Annotated in this window: 14 protein-coding genes; 11 read left to right on the top strand and 3 right to left on the bottom strand. The window is 71.2% G+C overall.

Annotated features, from left to right (window positions below; translation table 11 throughout):
* Nucleotides 1-109 precede the first annotated feature (109 nt).
* The 7 genes from ACFRKB_RS13800 to ACFRKB_RS13770 all read left to right on the top strand — a co-directional run bounded on the left by ACFRKB_RS13800 (nucleotide 110) and on the right by ACFRKB_RS13770 (nucleotide 7058).
* Nucleotides 110-1066, top strand: a complete 957-nt coding sequence (locus tag ACFRKB_RS13800) for a helix-turn-helix transcriptional regulator (protein WP_383105855.1) — start codon at nucleotides 110-112, stop codon at nucleotides 1064-1066.
* Between the two features lie 17 nt (nucleotides 1067-1083).
* Nucleotides 1084-2040 (top strand): helix-turn-helix transcriptional regulator, encoded by a 957-nt coding sequence (locus tag ACFRKB_RS13795; RefSeq protein WP_365975485.1) that lies wholly within the window; start codon nucleotides 1084-1086, stop codon nucleotides 2038-2040.
* Between the two features lie 41 nt (nucleotides 2041-2081).
* Entirely contained in the window at nucleotides 2082-2342 is a 261-nt protein-coding gene (locus ACFRKB_RS13790; protein ID WP_365975483.1) for a hypothetical protein, read from the top strand.
* 64 nt (nucleotides 2343-2406) lie between these two features.
* Nucleotides 2407-2604 carry a hypothetical protein gene (locus ACFRKB_RS13785; RefSeq protein WP_365975481.1) on the top strand — a complete coding sequence of 66 codons (198 nt, stop codon included), beginning with the start codon at nucleotides 2407-2409 and terminating at the stop codon, nucleotides 2602-2604.
* A 209-nt stretch (nucleotides 2605-2813) separates the two neighbouring features.
* Entirely contained in the window at nucleotides 2814-3107 is a 294-nt protein-coding gene (gene tatA / locus ACFRKB_RS13780) for a Sec-independent protein translocase subunit TatA (RefSeq protein ID WP_365975480.1), read from the top strand.
* A 62-nt stretch (nucleotides 3108-3169) separates the two neighbouring features.
* Nucleotides 3170-4123, top strand: coding sequence for a twin-arginine translocase subunit TatC (gene tatC / locus ACFRKB_RS13775; protein ID WP_383105854.1), 954 nt, complete (start codon nucleotides 3170-3172; stop codon nucleotides 4121-4123).
* 106 nt (nucleotides 4124-4229) lie between these two features.
* Nucleotides 4230-7058: a DEAD/DEAH box helicase gene (locus ACFRKB_RS13770; protein WP_383105852.1), complete on the top strand. Its 2829-nt coding sequence runs from the start codon at nucleotides 4230-4232 to the stop codon at nucleotides 7056-7058.
* A 126-nt stretch (nucleotides 7059-7184) separates the two neighbouring features.
* Here ACFRKB_RS13770 and ACFRKB_RS13765 read toward each other — a convergent pair whose 3' ends face one another.
* Nucleotides 7185-7826, bottom strand: a complete 642-nt coding sequence (locus ACFRKB_RS13765) for a fasciclin domain-containing protein (RefSeq protein ID WP_383105850.1) — start codon at nucleotides 7824-7826, stop codon at nucleotides 7185-7187.
* A gap of 106 nt (nucleotides 7827-7932) precedes the next feature.
* Complete coding sequence (locus tag ACFRKB_RS13760; RefSeq protein ID WP_383106045.1) at nucleotides 7933-9501, bottom strand: sulfite oxidase; 1569 nt, start codon at nucleotides 9499-9501, stop codon at nucleotides 7933-7935.
* A 285-nt stretch (nucleotides 9502-9786) separates the two neighbouring features.
* Between ACFRKB_RS13760 and ACFRKB_RS13755 the strand changes: the two genes are divergently transcribed.
* Genes ACFRKB_RS13755 through ACFRKB_RS13740 form a run of 4 tightly spaced genes read left to right on the top strand, consistent with a single transcriptional unit; the run spans nucleotide 9787 to nucleotide 13947 of the window.
* Complete coding sequence (locus ACFRKB_RS13755; RefSeq protein WP_383105848.1) at nucleotides 9787-11082, top strand: NAD(P)/FAD-dependent oxidoreductase; 1296 nt, start codon at nucleotides 9787-9789, stop codon at nucleotides 11080-11082.
* On the top strand, nucleotides 11076-11831 hold the full coding sequence (locus tag ACFRKB_RS13750) for a DUF1365 domain-containing protein (protein ID WP_383105847.1): 756 nt from the start codon (nucleotides 11076-11078) through the stop codon (nucleotides 11829-11831). Before ACFRKB_RS13755 ends, ACFRKB_RS13750 begins: the two co-directional genes overlap by 7 nt.
* A gap of 2 nt (nucleotides 11832-11833) precedes the next feature.
* Nucleotides 11834-13132 (top strand): class I SAM-dependent methyltransferase, encoded by a 1299-nt coding sequence (locus tag ACFRKB_RS13745; RefSeq protein WP_383106043.1) that lies wholly within the window; start codon nucleotides 11834-11836, stop codon nucleotides 13130-13132.
* Nucleotides 13129-13947 (top strand): DUF1295 domain-containing protein, encoded by an 819-nt coding sequence (locus ACFRKB_RS13740; RefSeq protein ID WP_383105846.1) that lies wholly within the window; start codon nucleotides 13129-13131, stop codon nucleotides 13945-13947. Before ACFRKB_RS13745 ends, ACFRKB_RS13740 begins: the two co-directional genes overlap by 4 nt.
* A 33-nt stretch (nucleotides 13948-13980) precedes the next feature.
* Here the strand turns inward: ACFRKB_RS13740 and ACFRKB_RS13735 are convergent, their stop codons facing one another.
* On the bottom strand, nucleotides 13981-15342 hold the full coding sequence (locus ACFRKB_RS13735; RefSeq protein ID WP_383105844.1) for a cryptochrome/photolyase family protein: 1362 nt from the start codon (nucleotides 15340-15342) through the stop codon (nucleotides 13981-13983).
* Between the last annotated feature and the right edge of the window lie 102 nt (nucleotides 15343-15444).

Raw genomic sequence — 15444 nt, 5'->3', positions numbered from 1 at the left:
ACCCGAGGGCCCATGCTGTCCGGCATGGGCCCTCGGCTTTTACCGCGACACCCCGGGGCGGTACGGTCAGCGGGGAGCGCGGCACGATCAAGAGGGGTGCGAGGCGTCGATGGCCATTGCCAAGGCCGAGCGGCTGATGAATCTGGCGCTGTGTCTGCTCGGGACCCGGCGTCCGCTCAGCAAGCGTGAGCTGCGGGGTTCCATCGAGGCCTATCTGGAGGCCGGCACCGACGACTCGTTCAACCGGATGTTCGAGCGGGACAAGGACGATCTGCGCGAACTCGGGCTGGTCATCGAGACGGTGGAGAACCTCGACGGCGACATTGGCTATCTCGCGCGGCGCGACAGCAACCGGCTGCCCGCCATCACCCTCGACGCCGAGGAGGCCGCCGCCCTCGGGCTCGCCGCCAAGGTCTGGCAGCAGGCGCGGCTGGCCGGCGCGGCGAGCGGCGCCCTGCAGAAGCTGCGCGCCGCCGGGATGCCGGAGGCGGAGGACACGTACGAGGCGCACCACGGCGCGCTCGAACCCCGTATCCCCGTCCATGAGGCCGCCTTCGAACCGCTGATGCTCGCCTGCCGCGACCGGCGTCCCGTCGCCTTCGACTACCGCAAGGCCAACGCCGCCCGCCCCGAGCAGCGCCAGGTCGAGCCATGGACGCTGGAGTGCTGGCGCGGCCACTGGTATCTGGCCGGCTGGGACCGGGACCGCGGTGCCGAGCGGGTGTTCCGGCTCTCCCGCATCACCGGCCGGGTCCGCTCGCGCGCGGGCGTCTTCAGCGCGCCCGTACCCGATGTCGTCACCGTGCGGGAGACCGTGGAGACCTGGGCGGGGGAGACCGCGACCCGCTCCGCGCTGATCAAGCTGCGCTCCGGGTGCGGCTATCCGCTGCGCGCCAAGGCGCTGTCGTCACGGGAACTGGGTGACGGCTGGGACGAGCTGGAGGTCCCGTACGGCCATGGACTGGACGCCTGGCTGGTGGAGTTCGGCCCGGACGTGGTCGTACTGGAGCCCGCGGATCTGCGGGCCGACGTCCTGGACCGGCTGCGCGCCGTGGCCAAGGGCTGAGGGGGACTCGTACAACCATGGCAGCCAACGCCATCGACCAGACCCGGCGGATGCTCTCGCTGGTCACCTATCTGCGGGAACGCCCCGGCGCGCATGTCAGCGATGTCGCCCGCGCCTTCGGCATCTCCGAGGACGAGCTGATCTCCGACCTCGATGTGCTGCCCATGTGCGGGACCAGCTTCCGCGGCGGCGATCTGCTCGACATCGACACCGACGGCGACCGCATCTGGTGGCACAACCCCGACGATGTGGCCGAGCCGCTGCGGCTCGCCGCCGACGAGGCGACGGCGCTGCTCGTCGCCGCCCGCGCCGTCGCCACCCTGCCGGGGCTGCGCGAGGGCGACCGGCAGGCGCTGCTGCGCGCCACCGCCAAGCTGGAGACCGCCGCCGGTGAGGTCGCGGGCGCGAGCTCCCGGCTCTCGGTGACCTTCGAGTCCGAGGGCGGGGTCTTCGCCGAGGTCGACCGGGCCATCTCGGAGCGCCGCCGGCTCTGGCTGCGCTACTACTCACCGGCGCGTGACGAGCTGACGGAGCGCGAGGTCGACCCCATCCGGCTGTTCGCCGTGGGGCACACCTATATGGAGGCCTGGTGCCGGCTCTCCGAGGCGCGGCGTACGTTCCGCCTCGACCGCGTCGCCGAGATCAGGCTGCTCGACGCGCCGGCCGCGCCTCCGGAGCTGGAGCTGAGGGATCTGTCGGAAGGGCTGGTGCAGCCCTCGGCCGAGGACCCCGAGGTGGTGATCGAGGTGGGGCCGGGCGGCCGGTGGGTGGCGGAGTACTACCCGCACGACAGCGCGGTCGAACTCCCCGACGGCGGGCTGCGGATCACTCTGCGTACCCCCGCGCCCGCCTCGCTCCGACGCCTGGCGCTGCGGCTCGGCGGGGACGGCCGGATCGTCTCCCCGCCGGAGCTGGCGGACAGCGCGCGGCGGGCGGCGGGCGAAGCGCTCGCGGCCTACGACGTCCACACGTGACCGGCTGAGGACGAGGACAAGGACAAGGAGAACCACGCGCAATGTCGACCATAGCTGGGCTGTCCGGACTTTCGACCGTCGCTCCGGTCCTCTTCAAGGCGGCCTGTCCCGAGTGCCGTGCTCGCTTCGAACTCTCCGCGGGGGCCCTGCGCCTGGCGATCGGCGCCAGCGCCAAGACCACCTTCTACTCCTTCACCTGCCCCGAGTGCGAGGTCATGGTGCGCAAGCCCGCCGGGGAGCGCATCGTGGAACTCCTCACCGGCGGCGGAGTGCGTACCCTGCGCCTCCACTCCACCCCCTGAGCCACACCCCGGTCCTGATTCACTCCCCCGAACCCCACTCCCTGGAACGGTCTAGGCTCTGCCCATGTTCTGGCCCATGCTCGCCATCGCCCTGGGTTTCTGTGGTATCGCCGTGCTCGGTGTGCTGGCCGTCCGCGTCTTCGTGGAAGCCCAGCGGCTCGGCCGCCAGGTCGCCGCCACCACGGAGACGATCAACCGGGCCGCCGAGGATCTGGAGCGCGCGGCCACCCGGCTGGCCGCCACCGGTGAGGCGTTGCGGTAGTGACGCCCCCTGCTCACCAGCGAAATGGCGGGGTACGCTGCTGAGCGTGGCCCCGGCAGCGAGGCGCGGGCCGCCGACGGAAGTACGCACAGGGATTGCCCCGTGTTCACCCCTGCGCGTTACGATCGCTGCGCAACCACGTCGGACACGAGTCCGGCCGAATCTGTGCAGGCCCCTCCCATGCCGCCTCGGTGAGAAGGTAAAAGCTTATGTTCGGAAGGCTCGGTCCCACCGAGATCATTCTCATCCTCGTCGTGATCGTCCTGCTGTTCGGCGCGAAGAAGCTTCCGGACATGGCGCGTTCGCTCGGCAAGTCGGCCCGCATCCTCAAGAGCGAGGCCAAGGCCATGAAGTCGGAGGGCCAGCAGACGGCCCCGGCGGAGCCGAAGGGTGACGAGACCGCTCAGGACCACGTCGCGCCGCGTACGATCCAGGCCGCGCCCGGTGACGTGACCAGCGCGCGTCCGGTGACCGAGCCGACGGACTCGACCACCAAGCGCTGACACCTGGGCCGAAGCGGGCACCGCTGTCGCCGGCGGCCCGCCGCACGAGATGAGGACGTGGGTTGCTTAAGTCTGCCCGCAAGAAGGAGACCGATCCCGAGGGGCGGATGCCCCTGGTGGAGCACCTGCGTGAGCTGCGCAACCGGCTCGCCAAGGCGCTGGTGGCGGTCGTCGTCGTGACGATCGTCGCCGCGTTCTTCTACAAGGACATCATCGAGTTCTTCACCGACCCCGTACTGAAGTCGGTCGGATGTGAAGCGAGCTTCGCGGAGCTGGCCAAGCGGGAGGACGGCACCTGTGCCCGTATTGTCCTGAATGGTCTGCTGACGCCCTTCACCCTCGCGCTCAAGGTCTCCTTGATGGCCGGTGTCGTGGTCTCCTCACCGATCTGGCTCTACCAGCTCTGGGCGTTTGTCGCCCCGGGGCTGCACAAGGCGGAGAAGAAGTACTCGCTCGCCTTCGTGGCGGCGGGCTTCCCGCTCTTCCTGGCCGGCGGCTTCTTCGCGTACAAGACGCTGCCGACGATGGCGAAGGTCCTCCTCGAGTTCTCGCCCGCCAACCTGGACAACCAGCTTCCGCTCGATGATCTGCTCGATCTGATCACCCGCATGGTCGTCGTCTTCGGTCTCGCCTTCGAGCTGCCGCTGCTGCTGGTGATGCTCAACCTGGGCGGGGTCATCACGGGCAAGCGGATGGCCGGCTGGTGGCGCGCCATGATCATGGGCATCACGATCTTCGCCGCGGTGGCCACACCCAGCACGGACCCGCTGAGCATGATGTCCCTGGCCGTGCCGATCTGGGTGCTGTACTTCATCGCCACGGGGATCTCGCTCCTGAACGACCGCCGCAGGACACAGCGTGACTCCATGGGGCCCGGCGACGACGAGGCCTCGGATCTGGATCTGACCCCGGAGGCCGTCGGGGAGATCGAACCCGTCCCGGCGCCGCCCGCTCTCCCCGAGCAGCCGGACGGCGGCGGTACGAAGCGGCTGAACGGTTACGACGACGTCACCTGATCGCGCACCCTCCGGCGCCGAGCGCGCTCACCGCGCCGGAGGGCTGTCCAAGGGCGATTAAAGATCGGGCTGACTGTCAGAGGTGGCGGGTAGGCTCGACTTCAAGATGACAGAGGACCTCTCACCCGCCGAGCGCTACGCCGCTTCCCGGATCCGCGCCGTCGAGCAGGCCACGGCGCTCGCTCCCTTCCGCGAGATGTACGACTTCGGCCTGGACCCCTTCCAGATCGAGGCGTGCCAGGCCCTGGAGGCGGGAAAGGGCGTGCTGGTCGCCGCGCCCACCGGCTCGGGCAAGACGATCGTCGGCGAGTTCGCCGTGCACCTGGCTCTGGCCGAGGGCCGCAAGTGCTTCTACACCACGCCCATCAAGGCGCTCTCCAACCAGAAGTACACCGATCTGGCCAAGCGCTACGGTGCCGCCAAGGTCGGCCTGCTGACCGGGGACAACAGCGTCAACGCGGACGCTCCGGTGGTCGTCATGACCACCGAGGTGCTGCGCAACATGCTCTACGCGGGCTCTCAGGCGCTCACCGGGCTCGGCTATGTGGTGATGGACGAGGTGCACTACCTCTCCGACCGTTTCCGGGGCGCCGTCTGGGAAGAAGTGATCATCCATCTGCCCGAGTCGGTCACGCTGGTCTCGCTCTCGGCGACGGTCTCCAACGCCGAGGAGTTCGGTGACTGGCTGGACACCGTCCGTGGTGACACGGAAGTGATCGTCTCCGAGCACCGGCCCGTGCCGCTCTGGCAGCATGTGATGGCCGGGCGCCGGATGTACGACCTCTTCGAGGAGGAGACCGACCACGGCGGCCGTGGCGTCGGCAAGCGCGAGGTCAGCCCGGATCTCGTCCGGCTGGCCCGGATGGAGAACCAGCGCACGTACAACCCGCGCGAGCGCCGGCGCGGGAAGATGATCCGCGAGGCGGACCGCGAGCGTGAGCGCCGCCAGCGTTCCCGGATCTGGACACCCGGCAGGCCCGAGGTCATCGAGCGCCTCGACGCCGAGGGGCTGCTGCCCGCGATCACCTTCATCTTCAGCCGGGCCGGCTGCGAGGCCGCCGTACAGCAGTGCATGTACGCGGGACTGCGGCTCAACAACGACGAGGCGCGCCGCCGGGTCCGCGAGATCGTCGAGGAGCGCACGGCCTCGATCCCCGGTGAGGATCTTCATGTCCTCGGCTACTACGAGTGGCTGGAGGGCCTGGAGCGCGGGATCGCCGCGCACCACGCCGGAATGCTGCCGACCTTCAAGGAGGTCGTGGAGGACCTGTTCGTCCGTGGCCTGGTCAAGGCGGTCTTCGCCACCGAGACCCTGGCCCTCGGCATCAATATGCCGGCCAGGTCCGTGGTGCTGGAGAAGCTCGTCAAGTGGAACGGCGAGCAGCACGCCGACATCACCCCGGGTGAGTACACCCAGCTGACCGGGCGGGCGGGGCGGCGCGGTATCGACGTCGAGGGCCACGCCGTGGTGCTCTGGCAGCGCGGTATGGATCCGGGCGCGCTCGCCGGGCTCGCCGGGACGCGGACCTATCCGCTGCGCTCCAGCTTCCGGCCCTCGTACAACATGGCCGTCAATCTCGTGCAGCAGTTCGGCAGGCACCGCTCGCGCGAGCTGCTGGAGACCTCCTTCGCCCAGTTCCAGGCCGACAAGTCGGTCGTCGGGATCTCCCGGCAGGTCCAGCGCAACGAGGAGGGGCTCGACGGCTACCGGGAGGGCATGACCTGCCATCTCGGGGACTTCGAGGAGTACGCGCGCATGCGGCGCGACCTCAAGGACCGCGAGACCGAGCTGGCCAAGCAGGGCGCGGCGCAGCGCCGGGCCGCCGCGGCCTCGTCACTGGAGAAGCTCAAGGCGGGCGATGTCATTCATGTGCCGACGGGGAAGTTCTCCGGTCTCGCGCTGGTGCTCGACCCCGGGCTGCCGGCCGGGCGCGCCAATGGCCACCGCGGGCTGGAGTACCAGGACGGGCCCCGGCCGCTCGTGCTGACCGCCGAGCGGCAGGTCAAGCGGCTGGCCTCGATGGATTTCCCGGTTCCGGTGGAGGCGCTGGAGCGGATGCGGATCCCCAAGTCGTTCAACGCGCGCTCCCCGCAGTCGCGTCGCGATCTGGCGTCCGCGCTGCGTACGAAGGCCGGGCACATCGTGCCCGAGCGGCATCGCAAGCAGCGTGCCGCCGCCGCGGACGACCGGGAGATCGCCCGGCTCCGTACGGAACTGCGCGCCCACCCCTGCCACGGCTGCGACGAGCGGGAGGACCACGCCCGCTGGGCCGAGCGCTACCACCGGCTCAAGCGCGACACCCGGCAGCTGGAGCGCAGGATCGAGGGGCGGACGAACACCATCGCCCGTACCTTCGACCGGATCGTCGCGCTCCTCACCGAGCTGGACTATCTGCGCGGGGACGAGGTCACGGAGCACGGACGCCGGCTGGCACGGCTCTACGGCGAGCTGGATCTCCTGGCGAGCGAGTGTCTGCGCGACCGCGTGTGGGAAGGGCTCTCCCCGGCCGAGCTGGCCGCCTGTGTCTCGGCGCTGGTGTACGAGGCGAGGCAGTCGGACGACGCGGTGGCGCCCAAGGTCCCGTCGGGCGCGGCGAAGGACGCGCTGGGCGAGATGGTCCGTATCTGGGGCCGGCTCGACGCCCTGGAGGAGGACCTGAAGATCAGTCAGGCGGAGGGCGTCGGGCAGCGCGAGCCCGATCTCGGCTTCGCCTGGGCCGTCTATATGTGGGCCTCGGGCAAGGGGCTGGACGAGGTGCTGCGCGAGGCGGAGATGCCGGCCGGTGACTTCGTGCGCTGGTCCAAGCAGGTCATCGACGTACTGGGCCAGATCGCCGCCGCCGCGCCGCGCGAGAACAGCACGGTCGCGAAGAACGCCCGGAAGGCGGTCGAGGCGGTGCTGCGCGGGGTGGTGGCGTACAGCTCGGTCGGCTGACCGTGTGCTGAGGGTGGTGCGTACGGACGCCCCGCCGGGTGAACTCCGGCGGGGTGTCCGCGCGTTCCTCCTGTGTGGCGGGAGCGACGGTCCAGGTGGGTGCTCCCCTTGCCGTACGCGCCCCGACTACATCTTCGGCATCAGGACCGTGTCGATGATGTGCACCGTGGCGTTGGCGGTGGACACATTGCCGCAGACGACCTTGGCGGAGTCATTGACGGTGTACGACTCGCCCGAACCGGCCGTGGTCAGCGTGCCCTTCTCCAGGGTCGGGTACGTGCCGCTCGCCAGCTGCGCCGGGGCCAGCTTCTCGGCCACGACGTGGTAGGTGAGGATCTTGGTCAGGGTGGCCTTGTCGCTGAGGACCTTGTCCAGGTCGGCCTTCGGGATCTTGGCGAAGGCGTCATTGGTCGGCGCGAAGACCGTGATGTTCCGGGCGTTGTTCAGGGTGTCGACCAGACCGGCCTTCCGCACCGCCGTGACCAGCGTCGAGAGGTCGGGGTTGTTGGACGCGGCGGTCGACACCGGGTCCTTCGACATGCCGTCGAAGCTGCCGGCGCCGGACGCCGGGACCGACGCGCAGGCCGTACCGAACGGCTGGTCGCCCGCGCCCGCCGCGTCGTCCGGGGTGCTCTCCGACTCCTGGGGAGCGGCTGCCGAGTCCTTGGTGTCCTTGCCGTCGTCGCCGGAACAGGCGGTGAGGGCCAGCGGCAGTGCGACGGCACCGAGGACGGCGAGGGCGGCACGGTGGAAACGGGTGGTGATCATGTGGAATCTCCTTGACGGATGACATGAAAGGTCGTGCGGAAAAGGTCTGTTGAGGCTTGGTGCGGGGGGATTCGCGGACGGTGCGCGGGTGGCGCCCGCCGGATCGTCAGATCACGTCGACCACCACCGAGTGCCAGCCGGTGGCGCCGTCGGGCACGGTCCCGACGCGCTTCTCCGTCTGCGTGTGGCCGGCCAGGTCGGTGGCGCGGACTTCGAGGGTGTGACCGCCGGTGGTGGCCTGCCACTCCCACACCCACTGGCGCCAGGTGTCCCTGGTGTCCTGGGCCGCCAGCCGCGCCGCGTGCCAGTCGCCGCCGTCGACCCGTACCTCCACCCGGGCGATACCGCGGTGCTGCGCCCAGGCCACCCCGGCGACCGGCACGACGCCCGCCTTCGGAGCGGCGAACGGGCGGGGGGTGTCGATTCTCGACTCGGTCTTGATGGGTGCCCGCCGGGACCAGCTCCGCTTCACCCAGTACGCGTCGTAGGCGGCGAACGTGGTGAGTTCCAGGTCCTGGAGCCACTTGCAGGCCGAGACATAGCCGTAGAGTCCCGGCACCACCATCCGGACCGGGAAGCCGTGGTCGAACGGCAGCGGCTCGCCGTTCATCCCCAGCGCCAGCATGGCGTCGCGGCCGTCCATCACCTTCTCGACCGGAGACCCGATGGTCATGCCGTCCACCGAGCGGGCCACCAGCTGGTCGGCGGGCCCGCCCTTCGAGGGCGGCTGGACCCCGGCCTCGCGCAGCAGATCGGCCAGCCGTACGCCGGTCCACCGGGCGTTGCCGACATACGGACCGCCGACCTCGTTGGAGACACAGGTCAGCGTGATGTCCCGCTCGATCAGCTCGCGGCGGAGCAGATCGTCGAAGCTCAGGGCAACGGGGCGGGTGACGCCCTTGCCGTGGATCCTCAGCCGCCAGCTGTCGGCATCGATCCTCGGCACCACCAGTGCGGTGTCCACCCGGTAGAAATCCTTGCTGGGAGTGGTGAACGGTCCCAGCCCCCGGACCCGCAGCTCCGCCCCGGCCGGCACCGGACGGGCCGGTGACGCCGGTGCGGGAAGCACGATGCCGGCGCGCGAGGCGACGGCCTTGGCCGCGCCCGAGCCGTTGAGCCGGCTGCCCAGAACACCGATCCCGGCCGATGCCGCCACCGCCGCCGTCGCGGTGATCACGAAACCACGCCGGTCGAACGATCCGTCCGAGGGCCCATCGGTCTCGCCCGGGGTTCCGTCCGCCCCCTCAGCCGCCGGGGACGGACGGAACGCGAGCCTGCCGATCAGCAGTTGGAGCACTCCGCAGGCCGGCACGGCGCCCACGACCGAGGGCAGGGCATCGAGCGGCCCGCCACCGGGCCGCCCCACCGCCGCCACCGCCCCGACCGCGCCGAAGGCCAGCACCGCCGCGAGACCGGCGGGCCGGTGCCGTAGCGCGACCACTCCGACCGCCATGGCGAAGACCGCCAGGAGGGTCAGGATGCCGAGCTGGAGCACCAGCTTGTCGTTGGTCCCGAAGTTCCGGACGGCGAAGTCCTTCAGCCAGGGCGGGGTGCGGTCGATGAAGGCGCCGCCCACCGCGTTGACGGGACTGGCCTCGGGCCGTACGGACACCGCGACCAGTTCCGCCACCGCCAGCGCCGAGGCGCCTGTGATCAGCCCGCTCAGCGCCCCCATAGCGGTACGCACCCGTCGCGCTGTAGGGGCGGGGCAACCACCCTCCGGCGTGGGGACCTTCAGATCTTCGCTCACACTCGCCATTCGGCACCGGAACGACGGCGGATTGGTCCAGGACTCGAAGGAGTGAAGAAGTCCTCCTGCTCGAAGAAAGTTCGCACGGCCCACCAATCCCTCGTCCGCGCCGCTTCGAATACCTCACGTACAGGGGCTTTTACGCCCGCGACTGGACGCGACTGGACGCGACTGGACGTGGCCGGATGCGGCTGGATGTGAGGGAGCGGTATGAGCGGGGAGCGTCGGCGTACGGCCGTGGTGGGCGGCGGAGTCGCGGGACTGACCGCCGCGTACGTCCTCCGGCACGCGCACGAGGTGACGCTGTACGAGGCGGAGGACCGGCTCGGCGGTCACGCGCACACCCATGACGTGGCGTCGGCCGGCGGCCGGGTGCACCGCGTCGACTCCGGCTTCATCGTGCACAACGAGCGGACCTATCCGTATCTGCTGCGGCTCTTCGTGGAACTCGGCGTCGCCACCGAGGAGTCGGAGATGAGCATGTCCGTACGGTGTGACGGCTGCGGACTCGAATACGCCGGAGCGCGCGGCCCGGCAGGGTTGTTCGCCCGGCCGCGCAACGCGCTGCGTCCGTCCTACCTGCGCATGCTCGGCGAGGTCCCCCGCTTCCACCGGCTGGCCCGCCGGCTGCTCGCGTCCGGGAAGGGCGCACGGGACGACCCGGCCGGCGGCCCGACGCTGGGTGAGTTCCTCACGGCGGGCCGTTTCTCCCCGTACTTCACCTCCCACTTCATGACCCCGGTCGTCTCGGCGGTCTGGTCCTGCGACGCGGGCACCGCGATGCGCTACCCCGCCCGCTATCTCTTCCGCTTCATGGCCCACCACGGCATGCTGGCCATCAGCGGCTCTCCCACCTGGCGGACCGTGCGCGGCGGTTCACGCGAGTATGTCGAGCGTGTCGGCAAGTGCCTCGACGCCGTCCGCACCGCGACTCCGGTTCGGGCCGTGCGCCGCGGGACGCAGGGCCCGGGGGCCGTCGAGGTCACCTCCGAGGACGGCATCACCCAGCGGTACGACTCCGTGGTCATCGCCGTCCACCCCGACCAGGCGCTGCGGCTGCTCCCGGACGCCACCGAGGCGGAGCGGCGCGTCCTCGGCGCGTTCCGCTACTCCGGCAATCCCACCCAGTTGCACACCGATACGAGCGTGCTGCCGCGCGCCGCGCACGCCCGCGCCTCCTGGAACTATCTGATGCCGTCCTGCGACGCGGGCGCCGACGCCGTACGCGTCAGCTACGACATGAACCGGCTCCAGCGGCTCGACGCCCCCGAGACGTTCGTGGTGACGCTGAACGGCGCCGACCGGGTGGACGAGCGGCGGGTCCTCGCGCGCATGGTGTACGAACACCCCGTCTACACCCCGGAGTCCGTCGCCGCCCAGCGACGGCTGCCCGCGCTCAGCGGTCCGGTCACCGCGTTCGCGGGGGCCTACCACGGCTGGGGGTTCCACGAGGACGGCTGCCGCTCGGGCGTCGCGGCCGCGGCGGCGCTGGGGGTGGCGTGGTGAACGCCGCGGCGCGGCCCCCGCGTACCGTCCCGGCGCTCTACACCTGCGTGATCGGCCATGTCAGGACCGCGCCCCGCCGGTACGCCCTGCGCCACCGCACCTATATGTGGCTGATCGACCCCGACCGGCCGCCCGTGCTGCCCCGGCCGCTGCGTCCGCTGGCCCGCTTCGACGCCCGTGACCACTTCGGTGGCACCCGGCCGACCATTCGCGCGGGCCTGGACGCCTTCCTCGCCGCACGGGGCGTCGAACCGGCCGGGGTGCGGGTGACGATGCTCGCCCACGCGCGGGTGTTCGGCCATGTCTTCAATCCGCTGACCCTGTTCTGGTGCCGCGGTCCCGACGGCGAGCCGCTCTGCGTCGTCGCCGAGGTGCACAACACCTATGGCGAACGGCACTGCTATCTGCTGCGGCCCGACGACAACCACCGGGCCGCGGTGGACAAGGACTTCTATGTCTCCCCGTTCTTCCCGGTCGACGGCGCCTACACCATGCGGCTGCCGGAACCGGACGAACAGCTCGCGCTGACGGTACGTCTGGACCGGCCGGGAAGCGCCCCGTTCACCGCGACCGTACGGGGCGAGCGCCGCACCGCCACTCCCCGGACCCTGGTGCGCGCCGTGCTGAGGCACCCCTGGTCCACCGCCGCCGTCTCCCTCCGCATCCGATGGCACGGCGTCCGGCTCCTGCTGCGCGGACTGCCCGTACTGCCCCGTCCCCGTCACAGGCCCCAGGAGGGTGTGAAGTGACCTTGTCCGTCTCCCCGGTGACCCCCGGGTCTTCCCTGCCGTGCGCGTCTCCGCCGGTCGACGCCCGGCGCTGGCCCGACGTGGCCCGTCAGCCGCGCGCCTCATGGCTCCGTACCGCCCTGGCCGAGCGGATCGTCCGGCACGCCCTCGACGCGCTGCCGCTCCGGGTCCGCCTCGGCGGCACCGAGACCCTCGGGCGCGGCGGCCCGCTGATGGAGGTGCGCGACCCCAAGGCGTTCTTCCGGCGGATCGGCGCCGGCGGACTGATCGGCTTCGGCGAGTCCTACATGGCCGGCGAGTGGGAGGCCCACGACCTGGTCGGCGTACTGACCGTCCTCGCCGGACGGGCCGCCGACCTCGTCCCCCGCTCGCTCCAGAGGCTGCGCGCCCGATGGGCACCCAGACACCCCGACGCCCAGCGCAACACCCCCGAGGGATCACGGGACAACGTCAGCCGTCATTACGACCTCTCCAACGAGCTGTTCGCGCTCTTCCTCGACGAGACGCTCTCGTACTCCTCGGCCCTCTTCCGCGGCTTCCCGGCCGACCGCTCGCTGCTCGCCGCCGCCCAGCACCGGAAGATCGACCGGTTGCTCGACCGGGCGGCGGTCGGCCCCGGCACCGAGCTGCTGGAGATCGGCACCGGCTGGGGCGAGCTGGCCATCCGGGCGGCGGCGCGCGGTGCGCGGGTACGGACCGTGACACTCTCCCGGGAACAGCGGGAGCTGGCGCGTGAACGAATCCGCGCGGCGGGCTTCGAGGACCGCGTCCAGGTCGAACTCCTCGACTACCGCGCGGTCGGCGGCACCTTCGACGCCATCGTCAGCGTCGAGATGATCGAGGCCGTCGGGGCGGAGTTCTGGCCCGAGTACTTCACGGCACTGGACCGGCTCCTTGCCCCCGGCGGACGGATCGCCCTCCAGGCGATCACCATGCCCCATGACCGGATGCTCGCCTCCAAGGACACCTTCACCTGGATCCAGAAGTACATCTTTCCCGGCGGATTCCTGCCGTCCGTCGAGGCGATCGGAGACATCACCGCGGGACACACGGCGCTGCGCGTCGCCGACCGGGACGGCTTCGGCCCGCACTACGCCGAAACCCTCCGCCTCTGGCGGGAGCGCTTCACCGAGCAGGCGCCGCGGATCGACGCACTCGGCTTCGACGTGACCTTCCGCCGGCTGTGGACCTTCTATCTCGCCTACTCCGAAGCGGGTTTCCGCTCCGGCTATCTCGATGTCCAGCAGCTGACACTCACCAAGGAGGAGACGGGCGACCGAACGCGGGACGGTGCCCGGTGAGCGGCTTTCCGTGGGCGCGGTTCGGGCTGGGCATCGGCCCCGCCCTGGCCGCCGCCCTCGCCGTCATGCTCGTCACCTTCGCGCTCGCCGCCGCCAGAGGGCTCCACCGGATCGTCGACATCGCCTGGGGCATCGGCTTCACGGCGGTCGCGCTCGTCTCGTACGGGATGTCGGCGGGGGAGGGGAACGACGCAAGGCGGCTGCTCGTCACCGTTCTGACCGCCGTATGGGGGCTGCGGCTGGCCGGTCATATCGCCCTGCGGAGCCGGGGACACGGCGAGGATCCCCGGTACGAGGCGATGCTCGCCAAGGCACCGGGCAGCCGGAACCTCTACGCGCTGCGCATGGTCTATCTGCTCCAGGGCGCGCTGGTGGCGCTCGTCTCGCTGCCCGTACAGGCCGCGCAGTATCTGCCGGGACCGCTCGGACCGGTCGCCTACGCCGGCTGCGCTCTCTGGACGGCGGGGCTGTTCTTCGAGGCGGTGGGGGACCGCCAGCTCGCCCGTTTCAGGGCGGACCCGGCCGGCGAGGGCCGGATCATGGACCGCGGCCTGTGGAGCTGGACCAGACACCCCAACTACTTCGGGGACTTCTGTGTCTGGTGGGGGCTGTTCCTCATCGTCTGCGACGACCCGGTGGTGGCCGCCGCGACGGTGGTCAGCCCGCTGCTGATGAGCTTCCTGCTGATCGGCGGCAGCGGGAAGCGCCTGCTGGAACGGCGTATGGCGGACCGACCGGGCTGGGCCGCGTACGCCGCCCGTACCAGCGGCTTCTTCCCGATGCCGCCCCGCCGAGAGATCCGTTCCCGGCGCTGATCGGCCAAGCGAGAGGTCCGCTCCCGGTGCTGATCAGCCGGGATCCCGGGCGCGGAGGAAGCGGTCCCGGCCCTCGGCGAGGTCCACGATCCGGTCCGGATAGCCGAGCCCGGCCCGGTCCCGGGCGTCCAGCAGCCACGGCTGATGGACGGCGGCCCCCGCCACCCCGGCCAGCTCCGGCACCCAGCGCCGTACGTAATCGCCGTGCGGATCGAACCGCTTGGCCTGGGTGAGCGGGTTGAGCACGCGGTTGGGGCGGGTGTCCGTGCCGGTGCCCGCCGTCCACTGCCAGTTGAGCTGGTTGTTGGCGAGGTCGCCGTCCACCAGCAGCTCCAGGAAGTGCCGCGCGCCGACGCGCCAGTCCGCGTACAGCGTCTTGGTCAGGAAGCTCGCCACCAGCAGCCGCCCCCGGTTGTGCATCCAGCCCTCGTGCGCCAGCTGGCGCATGGCCGCGTCGACGACCGGATATCCGGTGCGCCCTTCCCGCCAGGCGCTGATCTCCCGCTCGTCCGTACGCCAGCGATCGCCGCGTGACCGGTAGTCCTCCCATGCGGAGGCGGGGCGCGCCGCCAGGACCTGGTGGTGGAAGTCCCGCCAGGCCAGCTGCCGTACGAAGGCCGCCGCCCCGGCGCCGCGCTCACGCCGCGCCCGGTGCACCAGCTCCGCCGGGGAGAGACAGCCGAAGTGGAGGTACGGCGAGAGCCGGGAGGTCGCGTCGCCGGCCAGGTCGTCGTGGCGGTCCTCGTACGACTCGATCCCGCCGGCCAGCCAGGCGGCGAGCCGTGTGCGCGCCACCTCCTCGCCGCCCTCGGCCAGACCGGGCGAGACCCCCCGGACGGCACCGCGCTCGGGCAGCGGCTCCCCGCTGATCCGAGGCACCCGTACGCTCCTGGGCGCGGCCGTCACCGCGCGCCGGCCCGTCTTGTCCCAGCGGCGGAAGTACGGGGTGAAGACCGCGAAATGGTCTCTGCCCGCCGGGACGATCTGCCCCGGCGGCACCACCGTGACCACCGCGTCATGCACGGTCAGGGTGGCTCCGGTGGCGGTCAGTTCCGTACGCAGCCGCTCCTCCCGGCGCGCCGCGTACCGGCTCACCCCGCCCGCCACATGGACCTGCCGGGCGCCGCTCTCGCGCACCACCCGGCAGACCTGTTCGACCGAATCGCCCGAACGGATGACCAGCCGGCCGCCGCGCTCACGCAGGGCGGTGTCCAGGGAGGCCAGGCAGTCGGCGAGGAAGGCACGGCGGTTGGGGGCGTCGAAGCCCGCCGCCGCGATCCCCGGATCGCGGACGAAGAGCGGAACCACCTCCTCGGCGCCGTCCAGGGCGGCGCGCAGTACCGGCTGGTCGTGCACCCGCAGATCGGAGGTGAAGAGCACCACCGCAACGCTCATGTCCCTGTCCCTCGCTGTTCTCTCGCCGTCTCTCGCACACCGCCCGTCCGTGAGACCTCTGTGTACGCGCCTTCCGGGTCCGACGCGCCCTTCGCCTGACGC

The organism is Streptomyces scopuliridis, from assembly GCF_042790125.1.
GTDB classification, from domain to species: Bacteria; Actinomycetota; Actinomycetes; order Streptomycetales; family Streptomycetaceae; genus Streptomyces; species Streptomyces scopuliridis_A.
The sequence above is the reverse complement of the archived record's forward strand: the minus strand, read 5'-3'. Positions and strand labels throughout refer to the sequence as shown.

What these genes read in the sequence shown, in the direction of transcription:
- ACFRKB_RS13735 (WP_383105844.1), bottom strand. Translation starts at nt 15,342, where the DNA reads ATGAGCGTTGCGGTGGTGCTCTTCACCTCCGATCTGCGGGTGCACGAC.
- ACFRKB_RS13765 (WP_383105850.1), bottom strand. Translation starts at nt 7,826, where the DNA reads ATGATCACCACCCGTTTCCACCGTGCCGCCCTCGCCGTCCTCGGTGCC.
- ACFRKB_RS13790 (WP_365975483.1), top strand. Translation starts at nt 2,082, where the DNA reads ATGTCGACCATAGCTGGGCTGTCCGGACTTTCGACCGTCGCTCCGGTC.
- ACFRKB_RS13795 (WP_365975485.1), top strand. Translation starts at nt 1,084, where the DNA reads ATGGCAGCCAACGCCATCGACCAGACCCGGCGGATGCTCTCGCTGGTC.
- ACFRKB_RS13785 (WP_365975481.1), top strand. Translation starts at nt 2,407, where the DNA reads ATGTTCTGGCCCATGCTCGCCATCGCCCTGGGTTTCTGTGGTATCGCC.
- tatA (WP_365975480.1), top strand. Translation starts at nt 2,814, where the DNA reads ATGTTCGGAAGGCTCGGTCCCACCGAGATCATTCTCATCCTCGTCGTG.
- ACFRKB_RS13760 (WP_383106045.1), bottom strand. Translation starts at nt 9,501, where the DNA reads ATGGGGGCGCTGAGCGGGCTGATCACAGGCGCCTCGGCGCTGGCGGTG.
- ACFRKB_RS13755 (WP_383105848.1), top strand. Translation starts at nt 9,787, where the DNA reads ATGAGCGGGGAGCGTCGGCGTACGGCCGTGGTGGGCGGCGGAGTCGCG.
- ACFRKB_RS13800 (WP_383105855.1), top strand. Translation starts at nt 110, where the DNA reads ATGGCCATTGCCAAGGCCGAGCGGCTGATGAATCTGGCGCTGTGTCTG.
- ACFRKB_RS13770 (WP_383105852.1), top strand. Translation starts at nt 4,230, where the DNA reads ATGACAGAGGACCTCTCACCCGCCGAGCGCTACGCCGCTTCCCGGATC.